Source organism: Pseudomonas sp. FP198 (genome assembly GCF_030687895.1).
Lineage (GTDB): Bacteria > Pseudomonadota > Gammaproteobacteria > Pseudomonadales > Pseudomonadaceae > Aquipseudomonas.
Genome location: NZ_CP117452.1, coordinates 4,109,828 through 4,126,985, shown reverse-complemented (window position 1 = coordinate 4,126,985; position 17,158 = coordinate 4,109,828). Strand labels below are relative to the sequence as shown.

The following is a 17,158-nucleotide window of genomic DNA, read 5'->3' as shown; positions in this document are numbered from 1 at the left end:
CACACGACTTCTCACGGTCGGTGTCAGGTGCGTCCTGGCGATGGCGGGGCCATTCCAGTGTCCAGCGAGTTCGACCCAATGATGGCGAAGTCGCGACGGACGCGTCCTGCTTGCTGGTACTCAAGCACTCAGTCAGGAGGAGGAATCAACCGGCGCCTGTGGACGAGATGAAGCGTCTAAATATAAGCCTAGTGCTACACAGTCCGACGGTTGTACATCTCCACCCTACACGTATCCCTGATAATTCGGGTGCTGCCGCGCGCAGAATCCGCAGCGGGTTGGCATTTACCGTGAGCTCCGGAAGGGGAGGTCACGCATCATGGCTCATTTAGGCGTTGTTTCCGAAGCTCTCGCTCGGGGTCGTCTGCGGGTGACTGCACTTTGTGAACTGGCCGTGAATGTGGCGCGCAAGGCGAGTCAAAACTCTGCTTTGCGGCGTATTTCAGGCCTCATGTCACCTGCGCTCGTTACACCTGCAAACTCTACCGTTACGTAGCAAAAGCCCCGTAGGACGGCCTCTCGTCCTCGTGAATTGCGTTGGTCAGGGCCGGTTTTTGACCGCTGGTCCGCTGTCCAGCCACTTTTGGCGGCGTTCGCGACTATAGCAGCAATGATTAAGTGCTTCAATTCCATAAAAAATTGTTATCATCGCCGCCATGACAACTACTGCCCCTTCGACCCCAGGCGTTCAACTGCTTGAGGTCTCGCCGGAATATGCCGGCCAACGAATTGATAACTTCCTGCTTGCCCGGCTCAAAGGCGTGCCCAAGACCTTGATCTACCGCATTTTGCGCAAAGGCGAAGTGCGGGTGAACAAAGGTCGGATCAAGCCTGAATACAAGCTCCAGGCGGGCGATGTCGTGCGCGTACCGCCGGTTCGCGTGCCCGAGCGCGATGAGCCGGTGCCACTGGCACAAGGCTTGTTGCAACGCCTGGAAGCCGCCATCGTCTTCGAAGACAAGGCCCTGATCGTGGTCAACAAGCCCGCGGGCATCGCGGTCCACGGCGGCAGCGGCCTGAATTTCGGCGTGATCGAAGCCTTCCGTCAACTGCGTCCCGATACCAAGGAGCTGGAACTGGTCCATCGTCTGGATCGGGACACCTCCGGGCTGTTGATGATTGCCAAGAAGCGCAGCATGTTGCGTCATCTGCACGAACAGTTGCGCGGCGATGGCGTCGACAAGCGCTACATGGCGCTGGTGCGCGGTCGTTGGGAAACATCCGTCAAGCAGGTCCGCGCGCCGCTGCTCAAGAGCAACCTGCGCTCCGGCGAGCGCATGGTGGAAGTCAACGAAGAAGGCAAGGAAGCGCTGACCGTGTTCAAGGTGCTGCGCCGTTTCGGCGACTTCGCCACCATGGTCGAGGCCAAGCCGGTCACTGGGCGGACCCACCAGATCCGTGTCCATACCCTGCACGCCGGGCATTGCATTGCCGGTGACAGCAAGTACGGGGACGATGACTTCAGCAAGGAAATCCGTGACCTGGGCGGCAAGCGCCTGTTCCTCCATGCCTACATGCTGACCGTGCCATTGCCGGACGGCGGCGAGCTGAAATTGCAGGCCCCCGTGGATGACATGTGGGCCAAGACCGTGGAGCGGTTGAGTGCATCCTGATTACAAGCTGCTGATATTCGATTGGGACGGCACTCTGGCGAACTCCATCGGTCGGATTGTCGAGTCGATGCACGTCGCGTCGGACCGTACGGGTTTTGCTCGGCGGGATGATTTTGCGGTGAAGGGCATCATTGGGCTCGGGCTGCCGGAAGCGATTCGCAGCCTGTACCCGGAAATCGCTGATGATGAGCTGAGCGTTTTTCGCCAGCATTATGCCGATCACTACATCGCGCTGGAGGCCGAGCCTTCACCGCTGTTCGACGGCGTGGCGGACACGCTCCAGACCCTGCGGGACGAGGGCTATCACCTGGCTGTCGCGACCGGCAAGGCGCGGCGCGGGCTGGATCGGGTGCTGAAGTCCCATGGCTGGGACGATTATTTCGACATCACCCGCGCCGCCGACGAAACCGCCAGCAAGCCGCATCCGCTGATGCTTGAGCAGATCTTGGCGCACTGTAATGTGCGGCCCGAGCAGGCGCTGATGGTCGGGGATTCGTCGTTCGACCTGCAGATGGCGCGTAATGCCGGCATGGGCTCTGTCGCTGTCAGTTATGGCGCGCAGACGATCGAGGCGCTTCGGGCGTTTGAACCGTGCCTGGCCATTGACCATTTTCCCGAATTGCACGCGTGGCTGAGCCGGCGTGCCGGTTGACGTTTTGATGGGGATGCATGCATGACCGATGAATGGAAAGCACCGGCCAAGGCAGATGCCGAGAGCGGTGATGGAAAAAGCTGGAAGCTGTTGGAAAAGACCCTGTTGGCCGGTGTGCAAGAGCAGCGTCGGTCGCGCCGCTGGGGGATCTTCTTCAAGCTGCTGACCTTTGTTTATCTTTTCGTTGCGCTGCTGCTGTTCACGCCGTTGATGAGTATCGAAAAAGGTGCGGTCAGTGGTTCGGCGTATACCGCGTTGATCGACATTGAAGGCGTGATCGCCGACAAGGAGCCAGCCAGTGCGGATAACATCGTCGGCAGTCTGCGGGCTGCCTTCGAAGATCCGAAGGTCAAGGGCGTGGTGCTGCGCATCAACAGCCCGGGCGGCAGTCCGGTGCAGTCGGGTTACGTCTACGACGAGATCGTCCGGTTGCGCGCGCTTCACCCGAACACCAAAGTCTATGCAGTCATCGCCGATCTCGGCGCGTCGGGTGCCTATTACATTGCCAGCGCGGCGGACCAGATCTATGCCGACAAGGCCAGCCTGGTCGGCTCCATTGGCGTGACGGCGGCCGGTTATGGTTTTGTCGGGACCATGGAGAAGCTCGGTGTGGAGCGGCGGGTCTATACCTCCGGCGAGCACAAGTCGTTCCTTGATCCGTTCCAGCCGCAAAAGCCTGAAGAAACCGCGTTCTGGCAGGGCGTACTCGACACGACCCATAAGCAATTCATTGCCAGCGTCAAGAAAGGCCGTGGCGAGCGCTTGAAGGACAAGGAACATCCGGAATTGTTTTCCGGATTGGTCTGGTCCGGGGAGCAGGCTTTGCCCCTGGGCCTGATCGACGGCCTGGGCAGTGCCAGTTCGGTGGCTCGGGATGTGATCGGTCAGAAGGATCTGGTGGATTTCACCATCGAGGAATCGCCGTTTGACCGCTTCTCGAAGAAACTGGGCGCAAGCATCGCCGAGCATCTGGCAATGTGGATGGGCTTCCAGGGCCCGGCGTTGCGCTGATTTTTGAAAGGCTGCGCACCTGAAGGGTGATGCGGTCGCTGTGGCGAGGGAGCTTGCTCCCGCTGGGCTGCGCAGCGGCCCCCAAATTTCTGCGGTCGCTGCGCAACCGAGCGGGAGCAAGCTCCCTCGCCACAGAGGACGGTTCAGGGAACCTCCACACCCTCCACCAGCAACATATCCACAAGACGAATCAGCGGTAGGCCGACCAGGCTGGTGGCGTCCGGCCCTTCGGTGCTCTGGAACAGGCTCACGCCCAGGCCTTCGGCCTTGAAGCTGCCGGCGCAGTCGTACGGTTGCTCGGTGCGCAGATAGCGCTCCACGCGAGCCTGATCCAATGTCCGCATGGTTACGGTAAACGGAACGCAATCGACCTGGCAGGCGCCGGTCTGGCTGTTGAGCAGTGCCAGGCCGGTCAGGAAGGTTACTTTGGTCCCGCTGGCGGCCAGCAGTTGCTCGCGGGCGTTCTCGAAGGTGTGGGGCTTGCCCAGGATGCGCTCGCCGAGCACGGCGACCTGATCCGAGCCAATGATCAGGTGCGCCGGGTAACGGTCCGCCAGGGCGAAGGCTTTTTCCCGGGCCAGGCGTTTCACCAGTTCGAGCGCGGCCTCGCCGGCGCGATGGCTTTCGTCGATGTCCGGTGAGTCGCAGACGAATGGCAGCCCCAGGCGGGCAAGCAGTTCCCGGCGGTAGACCGAGCTTGAGGCAAGTAATAAAGGCAGCATTGGCGTCTCCAGGAGGCAGGAGGGGATTCTAGCGAGGCGTGCAAGTGACGGACAGGGCTGAATTTCCTTTGACATGGCCCGGTGCATCCCTATAATGCTGCGCCTATGTTGAATGACCCGATTCCACCTCACGTTGACCCGCGCAAATTGGCTGACCGTGGCACCACCCTTCAAGGTGAATTGCTGCTGGCCGATTTGAAGAGACTCTGCGACCCGCTTTCCGACGATGTCGGTACGGTCCAGGCCAAATTCGTTTTTGAACGAGATGAACGTAAATCTGTGGTGATCCACAGCTTTATCGACACTGAAGTCAAAATGGTTTGCCAGCGTTGTCTTGAGCTGGTCACCCTGCCGATCCACAGCGAATGCAGTTACGCCGTGGTGAAGGAGGGTGCGAATACCCAGTCGTTGCCGAAAGGTTATGACGTGCTGGAACTGGGCGAAGATCCATTGGATCTGCAGTCACTGATCGAGGAGGAGCTTCTGCTCGCCTTGCCCATTGTGCCTGCTCATCATCCGGAAGAATGCCAGCAGCCGGCGGGAGCAGATGAGCCCGAACCGAGCGAGGACGAGGTAACGCGGTCCAACCCGTTCAGTGTATTGGCGCAGTTAAAGCGTGACCCAAACGTTTAGGAGTTAATCAATTATGGCTGTTCAGCAGAACAAAAAATCCCGCTCTGCCCGTGACATGCGCCGTTCGCACGACGCTCTCGAGGCTAGCACCCTGTCTGTAGAAAAAACCACCGGTGAAGTTCACCTGCGTCACCACGTATCGCCAGAAGGCGTATACCGTGGTCGTAAAGTGATCGACAAGGGCGCCGACGAGTAATCACTTGTCCGCTCAAGTCATCGCAATTGACGCAATGGGCGGGGACTTCGGTCCCCGCAGCATTGTTCAGGCCAGCCTCGCTTGCCTGAATGCTACGCCCTCGCTGCACCTGACCCTCGTCGGTCAACCCTCCCTCCTGGAAGAATTGCTCAGTGGCTATCCTGCTGCGGATCGCGCGCGCCTGACGATTACCCCGGCGTCCGAAGTCATCGCCATGGACGAGAAACCTGCCCAGGCTCTGCGCGGCAAGCCCGACGCCTCGATGCGCGTGGCGTTGGAGCTGCTGCGCGACGACAAGGTCCAGGCGTGTGTCAGTGCGGGTAATACCGGGGCGTTGATGGCGCTGTCCCGCTACGTGCTGAAAACCCTGCCGGGGATCGATCGGCCCGCCATGGTCGCGGCGATCCCGACCCAGCGCGGCTTCTGCCAGCTATTGGACCTGGGCGCCAATGTCGACTGCAGCGCCGAGCATTTGCTGCAGTTCGCGGTGATGGGTTCGGTCGCGGCTGAAACCCTGGGCATCGCTCGCCCTCGCGTGGCACTGCTGAATATCGGCACCGAAGACATCAAGGGTAATCAGCAGGTCAAGCTCGCGGCCACATTGTTGCAAAGCGCCCGGGGCATCAATTACATCGGTTTTGTCGAGGGTGACGGGTTATATCGCGGCGAGGCGGACGTGGTGGTATGCGACGGTTTTGTCGGCAATATCCTGCTCAAGTCCAGCGAAGGCCTGGCGACCATGATTGGCGGCCGCATCGAGGCCCTGTTCAAGCAGAACCTGGCTTCCAGGGCGGTGGGTGCGCTGGCATTGCCGCTGTTGCGTCGTCTGCAGGCGGATCTGGCCCCGGCGCGGCACAATGGTGCGAGTTTTCTCGGGCTGCAGGGCATCGTGATCAAGAGTCATGGTTCGGCTGGGGTGCAGGGCTTTCAGAGTGCAATCAACCGGGCGGTGATTGAAATCGAGGAAAACCTGCCTGAGCGCCTGCATGGCCGTCTTGAAGATTTGTTAACTTAGGCGTTTTCGTCCGACAATGCTTAAATGTGACCGGTCGGTTCAACCCGCCATCCAACTGTCAGTTTCCTAGCGCCCCCAGGGGCGTCAATTTTTGACGACAAGATCATTAGGGGCTTTGTTTTCATGTCTGCTTCCCTCGCATTCGTCTTTCCAGGACAGGGCTCGCAGTCCCTCGGCATGCTGGCCGAGCTGGGCGCGCAATACCCGCTGATCCTGGAAACATTCAAAGAAGCATCCGCTGCACTCGGCTACGACTTGTGGGCACTGACCCAGCAAGGGCCGGAAGAGCAACTCAACCAGACCGACAAGACTCAACCCGCGATCCTGACCGCCTCCATTGCGCTGTGGCGCTTGTGGCTGGCTGAAGGCGGCGCGCGTCCGGCGTTTGTCGCCGGTCACAGCCTGGGTGAGTACAGCGCCCTGGTGGCGGCTGGCAGCCTGAGCCTTGGCGACGCGGTCAAGCTGGTGGAGCGGCGTGGCCAGTTGATGCAAGAGGCGGTTCCGGCCGGGCAGGGTGGCATGGCCGCTATCCTCGGCCTGGAAGATGCCGATGTGTTGGCAGCCTGTGCCGAAGCGGCGCAAGGCGATGTGGTCAGCGCGGTGAATTTCAATTCACCGGGCCAGGTGGTCATTGCTGGCGCCAAGGCGGCTGTCGAGCGTGCGATCGAAGGTTGCAAGGCCCGTGGCGCCAAGCGCGCGATGCCCTTGCCGGTCAGCGTTCCGTCGCACTGCGGGTTGATGCGCCCGGCCGCCGAGCGTTTTGCCGAATCCATCGCCGCCATCGACTGGCAGGCGCCGCAGATTCCCGTGGTTCAGAATGTCAGCGCCAACGTGGCGCCGGATCTCGAGACCCTCAAGCGCGATCTGCTGGAACAACTCTACAAGCCGGTTCGCTGGGTCGAATCGGTGCAGACCCTGGCAGCCAAAGGCGCGACCGAACTGGTCGAGTGCGGCCCTGGCAAGGTGCTGGCAGGTCTGAACAAACGCTGCGCCGAAGGCGTGTCGACTTCCAATCTCAACACCCCAGACGCTTTCGCTGCCGCTCGCGCAGCGCAAGCCTGAACAGGAGAAGCTTGCATGAGTCTGCAAGGTAAAGTTGCACTGGTGACCGGTGCAAGCCGCGGCATCGGCCAGGCTATCGCACTGGAACTGGGTCGCCAAGGCGCCATTGTCATCGGCACCGCGACTTCCGCTTCAGGCGCCGAGCGTATCGCCGCGACCTTGAAGGAAAACGGTATCCAAGGCACCGGCCTTGAGCTGAATGTCACCAGCGACGAATCGGTTGCGGCGGTTCTGGCAAGCATCCAGGAGCAGTTCGGCGCTCCGGCGATCCTGGTCAATAATGCCGGCATCACTCGCGATAACCTGATGATGCGCATGAAAGATGACGAATGGTTCGATGTGGTCGATACCAACTTGAACAGCCTGTATCGGCTGTCCAAGGGCGTTCTGCGTGGCATGACCAAGGCCCGTTGGGGCCGAATTATCAGTATCGGCTCGGTTGTGGGTGCCATGGGCAACGCTGGCCAAGTAAACTATGCTGCGGCTAAAGCCGGCCTGGAAGGTTTCAGCCGTGCGCTGGCACGGGAAGTCGGTTCGCGCTCGATTACGGTAAACTCGGTTGCACCGGGTTTCATCGACACCGACATGACCCGCGAACTGCCGGAAGCACAGCGTGAAGCTTTGTTGACACAGATTCCGCTGGGCCGTCTGGGGCAAGCTCAAGAAATCGCGTCCGTGGTCGCTTTTCTTGCTTCGGACGGTGCGGCATACGTGACTGGGGCTACAATCCCGGTAAACGGCGGGATGTACATGAGTTAAATGTGACGGATTGCTTCAAAAAAATGTCATACGAGCTGTCTAAAATCCGTTATAAAGCTGCAATCTATTTATAGGCGGCGGGCCCAGGGTTCGAGGAGTGAAGCTTTCGGTTGAAAAACCGAAAAGTCTTTCTATACACTTACCCACCGGCCAGCTGCCTGAATTTGTCCATTAGGAGTGAAAACAAGGTATGAGCACCATCGAAGAGCGCGTCAAGAAAATCGTTGCCGAGCAACTGGGCGTTAAAGAAGAAGAAGTTGTGAACACCGCTTCCTTCGTCGAAGACCTGGGTGCCGACTCCCTTGACACCGTTGAGCTGGTGATGGCTCTGGAAGAGGAATTCGAGACCGAGATTCCTGACGAAGAAGCTGAAAAGATCACTACTGTACAAGCTGCTATCGACTACGTTACCAGCCACCAGGCGTAAGCGTATTTAGTCGTCGCTAGCTGTCATGGAAAAACCGCACTGCCATTTCGGCGTGCGGTTTTTTCTTTAGGCCTGATGCAAAGTCGTCATTTGAAAAAGGAGAGTGCTGTGTCGCGTAGACGCGTCGTAGTCACCGGTATGGGTATGTTGTCGCCACTGGGCACGGATGTGCCGAGCAGCTGGCAGGGCATTCTGGCTGGCCGTAGTGGCATTGGTCTGATCGAACACACCGACCTTTCTGCCTATTCCACCCGTTTTGGCGGCTCGGTAAAGGGTTTCAATGTCGAGGAATACCTGTCGGTCAAGGAAGCCCGCAAGCTTGACCTGTTCATTCAATACGGCCTGGCAGCCGGTTTCCAGGCGGTGCGCAATGCCGGGCTGGAAGTCACCGACGCCAACCGTGAGCGCATCGGCGTGGCCATGGGTTCGGGTATTGGCGGCTTGACCAATATCGAAGAAACCAGCCGTACGCTGCATGATTCCGGGCCGCGGCGTATTTCGCCGTTTTTCGTGCCGGGCTCGATCATCAATATGATTTCCGGTTTCCTGTCCATCCACCTTGGCGCACAGGGACCCAACTACGCTATCGCGACTGCCTGCACTACGGGCACCCACTGCATCGGCATGGCCGCGCGCAACATCATGTACGACGAAGCTGACGTGATGATTGCCGGTGGTGCGGAAATGGCCGCCTGCGGCCTCGGCATGGGCGGTTTCGGCGCGTCCCGTGCGCTGTCGACCCGCAACGATGAGCCGGACCGGGCCAGCCGCCCGTGGGACAAGGGTCGCGATGGTTTCGTACTGTCGGACGGCGCCGGTGCGCTGGTGCTCGAAGAACTTGAACACGCCAAGGCGCGTGGCGCGACCATCTATGCCGAACTGATCGGCTTCGGTACCAGCGGCGATGCGTTCCACATGACTTCGCCACCGGCCGATGGCGCCGGTGCGGCTCGTTGCATCACCAATGCCTTGCGCGACGCCAAGCTCAATCCAGGGCAGGTCCAGTACATCAACGCTCATGGTACGTCGACCCCGGCCGGCGATCTTGCCGAAGCCCAGGCCATCAAGACCGTGTTCGGCGACCACGCCTACAAACTGGCTGTCAGCTCGACCAAATCGATGACCGGCCACCTGTTGGGCGCAGCAGGTGCGGTGGAAGCGATCTTCAGCGTACTGGCGATCAACAGTCAGGTGGCGCCGCCGACCATCAACCTCGATGAGCCGGACGAGGGCTGCGACCTCGACTTCGTGCCGCATACCGCCCGCAGCATGGACATCGACGTCGTGTTGTCCAATTCCTTCGGCTTCGGCGGGACCAACGGCTCGCTGGTGTTTCGCCGGTTCGCCGGTTGATGGAAAGCTGGGTCGACGGTCAGCCGGCTGACGCTCTGTCGCTGAAAGATCGCGGCCTGGCCTACGGTGATGGGTTGTTCGAAACCATCGCCGTGCGGGACGGCAAGCTCGTTCTGCTTGAAGGGCATCTGCAACGCCTCGCGTCGGGATGCCGACGGTTGGCAATCAGTGTCGATCAGGCGGTATTGAAGGCTGAACTGCGAGCCTATGCGCAGCAGCTTGGCGATGGCATCCTGAAACTGATCGTGACCCGTGGCGACAGCCTGCGGGGCTATGCCGCCAATCCTTCGGCCCAGGCCCGCCGCATCTTGCAGGGCAGCCCGCCGGCGGCCTATCCGCTGGCCCATGCCGAGCAAGGCGTTCAATTGTTCCCCTGCGTTACACGCCTGTCCGAGCAACCGTTGCTCGCCGGCCTCAAGCACCTCAATCGCCTTGAACAAGTGCTGGCCCGCGCCGAGTGGAGCGACACCGGACATGCCGAAGGCTTGATGCTGGATATGTCCGGGCGGGTGATCGAAGGCGTGTTCAGCAATCTGTTCATGGTGCGCGACGGAGCGCTGATCACAGCGGATCTGAGCCGTTGTGGTGTCGCCGGGGTGATGCGCGGGCAATTATTGTTTCAAGCCGAGTCTGATGGCATCGCTACTCAGGTCACCGATATCCGCCTCGAACAGCTGCACCAGGCCGACGAGGTCTTTGTCTGCAACAGCGTTTATGGCGTGTGGCCGGTACGCGGATGCGGTTCGGCGCGCTGGTCGGTTGGCCCGCTCACCCGTAAACTGCAGACCCTTGCCCGTGCGCTATTGGATGCTTGATTCGTGAGACGTAAATTCTTGCTGCTGCTGGAAGTCGGACTGGTTCTGGCAGGGCTGTTGCTGGGCGCTTCGGCGTGGAAAATTCATTCGGCGCTGCAGCAGCCGTTGAACATCACCCAGGAAGAACTGCTTGACGTACCCAGCGGCACCACGCCGACCGGGACGCTCAATCGCCTGGAAGCCGATGGCCTGATCAAGGACGCGTTCTGGTTGCGGGTCTACTGGCGCTTCAACCTCGCCGGCCAGCCCCTGCACTCCGGCGAATACCGCCTGGTGCCAGGGATGACGATGGACGGCCTGATCGGTGTCTGGAAGCGTGGTGACGTGGTGCAGTACAGCGTCACGCTGGTGGAGGGCTGGAATTTCCGTCAGGTTCGCGCAGCGCTGGCCAAGGATGAGAAGCTCCAGCAGACCTTCGCCGGCCTGAGCGACAGTCAGGTGATGGACCGTCTTGGTCATTCCGGGATATTTCCCGAAGGCCGGTTCTTCCCGGATACCTATCGGTTCGTGCGCGGTACGTCGGATGCCGACCTGCTGAAGAAGGCCTACGATCGGCTGGAAGATGTCCTTGCCAAGGAGTGGGCGCAACGGGCCGCCGATGTGCCTTACACCCAGCCTTATCAGGCATTGATCATGGCTTCCCTGATCGAGAAGGAAACCGGCGTGCCCCAGGAGCGTGGCCAGATCGCCGGGGTGTTCGTGCGTCGCTTGCGCCTGGGCATGTTGTTGCAGACCGATCCCACCGTGATCTATGGCCTGGGGGAGCGCTACACCGGCAAGCTCACCCGCGCCCATCTGAAAGAACCGAATCCCTACAACACCTATCTGGTTCCAGGGCTGCCGCCGACGCCGATCGCGATGGTCGGGCGCGAGGCAATTCATGCGGCGTTGAACCCGGCGGACGGCAACAGCCTTTATTTCGTGGCCCGGGGCGATGGTAGCCATGTGTTCTCCGATGACCTGGAAACGCACAACAACGCGGTGCGCGAATACCAGCTCAAGCGCCGCGCCGATTATCGCTCCAGCCCGGCCCCGGTTGCACCGGACGATGTGGCGCCGATTCCCGCCGCTTCACCTGATACGGCGCCTGAAGCCGTGCCCCAGGTGCCGCCCCAGGAACCCGCGCCGCAACCCGCCCCCGAAGCGAATGCCAGCGAGCCGCCGAGCCCGCAATGACTCTGATTAAGGATCGCCCGTGACTGGCTTGTTTATAACCCTGGAAGGCCCCGAAGGCGCCGGCAAGAGCACCAACCGCGAATACCTCGCCGAACGTTTGCGGGCGGAAGGCATCGAGGTGCTGCTGACCCGTGAGCCGGGCGGCACGCCGCTGGCCGAGCGGATTCGCGAGGTGCTGCTGGCACCCCTTGATGAGGTCATGAACCCCGACACCGAGCTGTTGCTGGTTTTCGCCGCCCGGGCGCAACATCTGGCCGAGGTGATCCGCCCGGCGCTGGCCCGTGGTGCGGTGGTGCTGTGTGACCGCTTCACCGATTCGACCTATGCCTACCAGGGGGGCGGCCGGGGCTTGTCCCTTGAGCGTATCGCCGTGTTGGAAACCTTTGTCCAGGCGGACCTGCGGCCAGACCTGACCCTGGTGTTCGACCTGCCGGTGGACATCGGCCTGGCCCGCGCCAGCGCCCGGGGGCGGCTCGATCGCTTCGAGCTGGAAGGGCAGGCTTTCTTCAACGCCGTGCGCAACGCCTTCCTGGAGCGTGCCCAGGCTGATCCGGCGCGTTACCTGCTGATCGACGCCGCCCAACCGCTGGCACAGGTCCAGCAATCGCTGGATGGTCTGCTGCCGCGGCTACTGGAGCGTGCCCGTGGCTGAAGCCTATCCGTGGCAGGACAGCCTCTGGCAGCAATTGGCCGGGCGTGCCCAGCATGCCCATGCCTACCTGCTCCACGGTCCGGCCGGGATCGGCAAGCGCGCCCTGGCCGAACGCCTGATGGCGAGCCTGTTGTGCCAGGCCCCGGTGGCCGCGGGCGCCTGCGGCGAGTGCAAGTCCTGCCTGCTGCTCAAGGCCGGTAGCCATCCAGACAACTACGTGCTGGAGCCTGAAGAGGCGGACAAGGCGATCAAGGTCGACCAGGTCCGGGACCTGGTGAGTTTCGTTGTCCAGACCGCGCAGATGGGCGGGCGCAAGGTCGTGTTGATCGAACCGGTGGAGTCGATGAACATCAACGCGGCCAATGCCTTGCTCAAGAGTCTCGAAGAGCCTTCCGGGGATACCGTCCTGCTGTTGGTCAGCCACCAGCCGAGTCGGTTGTTGCCGACCATCAAGAGCCGTTGCGTGCAACAGGCTTGTCCGCTGCCCAGCGAGGCCATGAGCCTGCGGTGGCTGGGCCAGGCCTTGCCTGACAGCAGCGATGAGGAGCGTGTCGAGCTGCTGACCCTGGCCGCCGGTTCGCCACTCGCGGCCGTCAGCCTCCAGGCCCAGGGCGTGCGTGAGCAGCGGGCACTGGTCGTGGACGGCGTCAAGAAGCTGCTCAAGCAACAGCAGTCGCCGACGCAACTGGCCGAGGGCTGGAACGCCATTCCGTTGCTGCTGCTGTTTGACTGGTTCTGCGACTGGTCGAGCCTGATCCTGCGTTATCAGCTCACCGAGGACGAGGCAGGGCTGGGACTGGCGGACATGCGCAAGGTGATCCAGTACCTGGCGCAAAAAAGCAGCCAGGACAAAATCCTGAACATTCAGGACTGGATCCTTGCCCAACGCCAGAAGGTGCTGAGCAAGGCCAACCTCAATCGCGTCCTGTTGCTGGAGGCGCTGTTGGTGCAATGGGCAAGTTTGCCTGGTCGTAACTGACAGGCACACTAAACTCAGCTCAATTGCAGCGGAGATCAGCATGAACGAACCTGTCAGCCCCGGGCCACGCAATGGCATCCTGTCCCTGACCATCAAGGACAAGTCGGTGCTCTACGCCGCCTATATGCCCTTCATCAGGAATGGCGGCCTGTTTATCCCGACCAACAAGAATTATCGCCTGGGCGATGAGGTATTCATGCTGTTGAGCCTGATGGACGAACCGGAGAAAATCCCGGTCGCCGGCAAGGTGATCTGGCTCACCCCCAAAGGCGCCCAGGGCAACCGGGCGGCCGGGGTTGGCGTGCAGTTCAACGAAGGCGACAACTCGGCCCGCAATCAGATCGAAACCCACCTGGCCGGAACCCTCAAGTCCGACCGTCCTACCCATACGATGTAGCTGGCCCCCTATGCTTGTAGATTCCCATTGTCACCTTGATCGCCTCGACCTTGCCGCCCATGGCGGTTCGCTGGACGCCGCGCTGGATGCCGCGCGCCAACGAGGCGTCGGGCATTTCCTGTGCATCGGCGTCAGCGCCGATAACGCCGCCGACGTCAAGGTCCTGGCCGACCGTTATGCGGATGTCGATTGTTCGGTGGGTATCCACCCGCTGGACGTACAGCCCGATGCCGCGCCGGCCCTGGACTGGCTGCTCCATGAACTCGACCATCCTCGGGTGGTGGCCATTGGCGAGACTGGCCTCGACTATCATTACGAGCCAGAGGCCGCCGAGGTGCAGCAGGCTTCGTTCCGCTTGCACCTGGAAGCAGCTCGTCAGACTGGCAAACCGGTAATCATCCACACCCGCGGTGCCCGCGCCGACACCCTGGACCTGCTGCGCGACGCGGCGTTGCCCCAGGCGGGCGTGTTGCATTGCTTCACCGAGGACTGGGACATGGCCAAGGCTGCGCTGGACATGGGTTACTACATCTCCCTGTCCGGTATTGTCACGTTTCGCAATGCCGATGCCCTGCGCGACGTCGCCAGCAAAGTGCCGGCCGATCGATTGCTGGTGGAGACCGATTCGCCGTACCTGGCGCCAATACCCTATCGCGGCAAGCCGAACCTTCCTCAGTATGTGCGCGAGGTCGCCGAGTTCCTGGCCATGTTGCGCGGTGAATCCTATGAGCGGTTCGCGCAGCAGACCACGGAAAACTTCAAGCGCCTGTTCCCCCTGGCGCATGTCGGTTCGCCGAGGGCCTGAATCACGGACAAAAAAAACCCGGGTTCTGGGGGGTGAATCCGGGTTAAGACCATTAGGAGTAAACAAAGGCACTCGGTCCGTTGGTACCTTTATCGGCGCGTCACTTGGGGGAGATGTCACGCCGACAGTTCAAGTATTGATCACTGTGGCGATGCGTCCAGTGTGGTTGCGGCGGTTTTTAAACAAATTTGGAATACGCTCGCTTCGGATAGGTTCTCACTGTCCTGTTAACCTGCCAGTACGGTAGGGTGCCAGGTAAACGGAGGAGTCGGGACCGCACGGTTTTCCGCAGAACACTGATCGAAAATGGATGATCCGTGCATTTTTGCGTAATTTAGGCATAATACCCGGCTTCGAATTTTGACCCTTCAGACCTTTTTCTTATGCACAAAGAACCCCGTAAGGTCCGTGAGTTTCGTCGCCGCGAGCAGGAAATTCTCGACACCGCGCTCAAGTTGTTCCTCGACCAGGGTGAAGACAGTGTCACCGTCGAGATGATTGCGGATGCCGTGGGTATCGGCAAAGGCACGATTTATAAACATTTCAAATCCAAGGCCGAGATCTACCTGCGGCTGATGCTCGATTACGAGCGCGATTTGAACGAGTTGTTGCATTCGGCCGATGTGGACAAGGACAAGGAAGCGCTTTCCCGGGCCTATTTCGAGTTCCGCATGCGCGACCCGCAGCGTTACCGCTTGTTCGACCGCCTGGAAGAGAAGGTGGTCAAGGGCAACCAGGTGCCGGAAATGGTCGAGGAGCTGCACAAGATCCGCGCTTCCAACTTCGAACGCCTGACCCTGTTGATCAAGGGCCGCATCAGCGAAGGCAAGCTTGAAGATGTGCCGCCGTATTTCCATTACTGCGCGGCCTGGGCGTTGGTGCATGGCGCCGTGGCGCTGTATCACTCGCCGTTCTGGAGCAACGTGCTTGAAGATCAGGAAGGCTTCTTCCAGTTCCTGATGGACATTGGCGTGCGCATGGGCAACAAGCGCAAGCGCGATACCGACGTTCCGAGCAGTTGAGGCATTCAGCTGTCTGATTGCGTCATGTCTGCTTACATGGCGCATTGCCCGAGGAATATACTCAGGCTTGGGCCTTGCAGAAATCTGATTTTTAGGTCAGGTTTTGCGGGCCCGATTCTTCTTTCGCCGGAGTCATCATGATCGTTGACCGTCAAGGCAGGCGTTTTCGCAATTTGCGGATCAGCCTGACTTCAGCCTGCAACTATGCCTGTACCTACTGCGTGCCAGACGGCAAGCGGCTGGTGGCTGCGCAGGATGAACTGTCGGCCGAGGCCATGGCGCGGGGCGTGGCCTATCTGATCGAAGCCGCCGGCATCGAGCGGCTGCGCATCACCGGTGGAGAGCCACTGGTCAGCCCCAAGCTGGAAAGCTTCATGACGGCGGTGGGGCAGATGGGGCTGCAGGACATCAGCCTGACCACCAACGGTCAGCTGCTGGCAAAGAAGCTGCCGCTGCTGGTCAACGCCGGTATCCGCCGTATCAACGTCTCCCTCGACACCCTGGACCCCGTGGCGTTTCGCAGCATTGCCCGTGGTGGCGACCTGGCGACCGTCCTCGACGGCATGGAGCAGGCCCGGGCGGCGGGAATGAAGATCAAGGTCAACATGGTGCCGTTGCGCGGGCAGAACCTCGACCAGGTGATGCCGTTGCTCCAGTACTGCCTGGAGCGTGGTTATGAATTGCGTTTCATCGAGTTGATGCGCATGGGCCACCTGGCCAAGGACTCCAATGCGTTCCTTCAACAGTTCGTCAGCCTCCAGCAGTTGCTGGGCCTGATAGGCGATCAATACGAATATCTGCAGGCCGATGCGCCGATCGATGCGACGGCCGTGCGTTACGAGATTCCGGGGTTAGGGCACTTCGGTGTGATCGCCAACGAAAGCGTGCCGTTCTGCCGCACCTGTTCGCGGCTGCGGCTGTCTTCCACGGGCTGGTTGCATGGCTGCCTGTCGTCGAGTAACCGTCACTACGTTGGCGATCTGTTGGACAAACCGCGTCACCAGGCATTGCCGGCCCTCCAGCGGCTGTTGGTCAAGGCCTTGGGGGACAAGCAGGAAGTGGCGTTTTCCGGCGGTGCGACCATCATGAAGATCATCGGCGGCTGAACAGCGGCTTTTTTGTGGTGACGGAGCAAGCTCTCCCACCGAAGATATCCAAGTCTGAAAAAACCGGACATTTGTCGAGCTGGCGCAAAAGCTGCATCCCATGGCCATTCGCCGGTTTTCCGTCACCGGTTTTTGGAGGGTAGGATGCGTAGCCTGTTTTTGCTGCTGGCCGTTTTGACGCTGGGTGGCTGCATGAATGTCAGCGACATGGGAGAGGGCGTTCGTTATCACATGAGCGACGCCGGCCTGCTGGACCATAGCGACAGCCGTCGGGTGAACAACCTGCGCATTCAGCCGGATTCCTTCATCTATATTGCCCAGGGGGCTTTTACGCCGCCAGGCAGCGCTTATCCGCGGCCCAATGTCGTGGCTGAAGAGGCGTTCAACGGTTTCATCGAGTATTTCCCCATGGTTCGTCGCGCCCGGGTCCCGGAAGGCCTCGACCAGGCGATGGGCGAAGCGCGTGCCGCCGGTGCTCATTACTTGCTGTATACCCGGTTCGCCAAGGCAGACAACCGCATCGGCAACACCGACGAATGGCTGGACGAAGAAGCCGTGGATCGGCTGGGTGTCGATACCGGTGTCATTCAGATCATGTTGATCGAGACCAGCACTCAGTATTTGATTGATACTGCGCGTATCAAGAGTCGTGGCGGTTTACTGACGTTGCACGACAAACAGCCAGAAGACCTGATCGCCGCCCCACTGCGTGAATATGCCCGCACCTTGCTGGGGATAAGCGACCAGTAAATTTCAAGGAGTC

Annotated in this window: 20 protein-coding genes; 19 read left to right on the top strand and 1 reads right to left on the bottom strand. The window is 60.5% G+C overall.

Annotation, left to right across the window (positions count from 1 at the left end):
* Nucleotides 1-656: 656 nt before the first annotated feature.
* From rluC to PSH78_RS18710, 3 genes are read left to right on the top strand one after another with little or no spacing between them, the layout of a single operon-like run.
* On the top strand, nt 657-1,613 hold the full coding sequence (gene rluC, locus PSH78_RS18720; protein WP_305496059.1) for a 23S rRNA pseudouridine(955/2504/2580) synthase RluC: 957 nt from the start codon (nt 657-659) through the stop codon (nt 1,611-1,613).
* A complete protein-coding gene (locus tag PSH78_RS18715) occupies nt 1,603-2,265 on the top strand; it encodes an HAD-IIIA family hydrolase (RefSeq protein ID WP_305496058.1) in 663 nt (220 codons plus the stop codon). Before rluC ends, PSH78_RS18715 begins: the two co-directional genes overlap by 11 nt.
* A gap of 21 nt (nt 2,266-2,286) precedes the next feature.
* On the top strand, nt 2,287-3,276 hold the full coding sequence (locus tag PSH78_RS18710; RefSeq protein ID WP_305496057.1) for a S49 family peptidase: 990 nt from the start codon (nt 2,287-2,289) through the stop codon (nt 3,274-3,276).
* Between the two features lie 143 nt (nt 3,277-3,419).
* Here the strand turns inward: PSH78_RS18710 and PSH78_RS18705 are convergent, their stop codons facing one another.
* Complete coding sequence (locus tag PSH78_RS18705) at nt 3,420-3,998, bottom strand: nucleoside triphosphate pyrophosphatase (RefSeq protein ID WP_305496056.1); 579 nt, start codon at nt 3,996-3,998, stop codon at nt 3,420-3,422.
* A gap of 105 nt (nt 3,999-4,103) precedes the next feature.
* Between PSH78_RS18705 and PSH78_RS18700 the strand changes: the two genes are divergently transcribed.
* The 16 genes from PSH78_RS18700 to PSH78_RS18625 all read left to right on the top strand — a co-directional run bounded on the left by PSH78_RS18700 (nt 4,104) and on the right by PSH78_RS18625 (nt 17,145).
* Nucleotides 4,104-4,631 carry a YceD family protein gene (locus PSH78_RS18700; RefSeq protein ID WP_003204262.1) on the top strand — a complete coding sequence of 176 codons (528 nt, stop codon included), beginning with the start codon at nt 4,104-4,106 and terminating at the stop codon, nt 4,629-4,631.
* 13 nt (nt 4,632-4,644) lie between these two features.
* Nucleotides 4,645-4,827 carry a 50S ribosomal protein L32 gene (rpmF, locus tag PSH78_RS18695; protein ID WP_003179396.1) on the top strand — a complete coding sequence of 61 codons (183 nt, stop codon included), beginning with the start codon at nt 4,645-4,647 and terminating at the stop codon, nt 4,825-4,827.
* 4 nt (nt 4,828-4,831) lie between these two features.
* Entirely contained in the window at nt 4,832-5,842 is a 1,011-nt protein-coding gene (plsX, locus tag PSH78_RS18690; protein ID WP_370870968.1) for a phosphate acyltransferase PlsX, read from the top strand.
* A 123-nt stretch (nt 5,843-5,965) separates the two neighbouring features.
* On the top strand, nt 5,966-6,904 hold the full coding sequence (fabD, locus tag PSH78_RS18685; RefSeq protein ID WP_305496055.1) for an ACP S-malonyltransferase: 939 nt from the start codon (nt 5,966-5,968) through the stop codon (nt 6,902-6,904).
* A 15-nt stretch (nt 6,905-6,919) separates the two neighbouring features.
* The gene (fabG, locus tag PSH78_RS18680) at nt 6,920-7,663 is read left to right on the top strand and encodes a 3-oxoacyl-ACP reductase FabG (RefSeq protein ID WP_018613558.1); all 744 of its coding nucleotides are present in this window, start codon (nt 6,920-6,922) and stop codon (nt 7,661-7,663) included.
* Nucleotides 7,664-7,853: 190 nt separating this feature from the next.
* Nucleotides 7,854-8,090 carry an acyl carrier protein gene (gene acpP, locus PSH78_RS18675; protein ID WP_003175607.1) on the top strand — a complete coding sequence of 79 codons (237 nt, stop codon included), beginning with the start codon at nt 7,854-7,856 and terminating at the stop codon, nt 8,088-8,090.
* Between the two features lie 108 nt (nt 8,091-8,198).
* Nucleotides 8,199-9,443, top strand: coding sequence for a beta-ketoacyl-ACP synthase II (gene fabF, locus PSH78_RS18670; RefSeq protein WP_305496054.1), 1,245 nt, complete (start codon nt 8,199-8,201; stop codon nt 9,441-9,443).
* Nucleotides 9,443-10,258, top strand: a complete 816-nt coding sequence (gene pabC / locus PSH78_RS18665) for an aminodeoxychorismate lyase (RefSeq protein ID WP_305496053.1) — start codon at nt 9,443-9,445, stop codon at nt 10,256-10,258. Before fabF ends, pabC begins: the two co-directional genes overlap by 1 nt.
* Before the next feature lie 3 nt (nt 10,259-10,261).
* Entirely contained in the window at nt 10,262-11,434 is a 1,173-nt protein-coding gene (gene mltG / locus PSH78_RS18660; RefSeq protein WP_305496052.1) for an endolytic transglycosylase MltG, read from the top strand.
* Nucleotides 11,435-11,453: 19 nt separating this feature from the next.
* Complete coding sequence (gene tmk, locus PSH78_RS18655; RefSeq protein ID WP_305496051.1) at nt 11,454-12,086, top strand: dTMP kinase; 633 nt, start codon at nt 11,454-11,456, stop codon at nt 12,084-12,086.
* Entirely contained in the window at nt 12,079-13,065 is a 987-nt protein-coding gene (locus PSH78_RS18650) for a DNA polymerase III subunit delta' (RefSeq protein ID WP_305496050.1), read from the top strand. Before tmk ends, PSH78_RS18650 begins: the two co-directional genes overlap by 8 nt.
* A gap of 40 nt (nt 13,066-13,105) precedes the next feature.
* The gene (locus PSH78_RS18645) at nt 13,106-13,462 is read left to right on the top strand and encodes a PilZ domain-containing protein (RefSeq protein ID WP_305496049.1); all 357 of its coding nucleotides are present in this window, start codon (nt 13,106-13,108) and stop codon (nt 13,460-13,462) included.
* A gap of 10 nt (nt 13,463-13,472) precedes the next feature.
* Complete coding sequence (locus tag PSH78_RS18640; RefSeq protein ID WP_305496048.1) at nt 13,473-14,267, top strand: TatD family hydrolase; 795 nt, start codon at nt 13,473-13,475, stop codon at nt 14,265-14,267.
* Nucleotides 14,268-14,650: 383 nt separating this feature from the next.
* The gene (locus PSH78_RS18635; protein WP_003204240.1) at nt 14,651-15,289 is read left to right on the top strand and encodes a TetR/AcrR family transcriptional regulator; all 639 of its coding nucleotides are present in this window, start codon (nt 14,651-14,653) and stop codon (nt 15,287-15,289) included.
* Nucleotides 15,290-15,426: 137 nt separating this feature from the next.
* Nucleotides 15,427-16,395 carry a GTP 3',8-cyclase MoaA gene (locus PSH78_RS18630; RefSeq protein ID WP_305496047.1) on the top strand — a complete coding sequence of 323 codons (969 nt, stop codon included), beginning with the start codon at nt 15,427-15,429 and terminating at the stop codon, nt 16,393-16,395.
* 144 nt (nt 16,396-16,539) lie between these two features.
* Complete coding sequence (locus PSH78_RS18625; protein WP_305496046.1) at nt 16,540-17,145, top strand: DUF4823 domain-containing protein; 606 nt, start codon at nt 16,540-16,542, stop codon at nt 17,143-17,145.
* Nucleotides 17,146-17,158 lie beyond the last annotated feature (13 nt).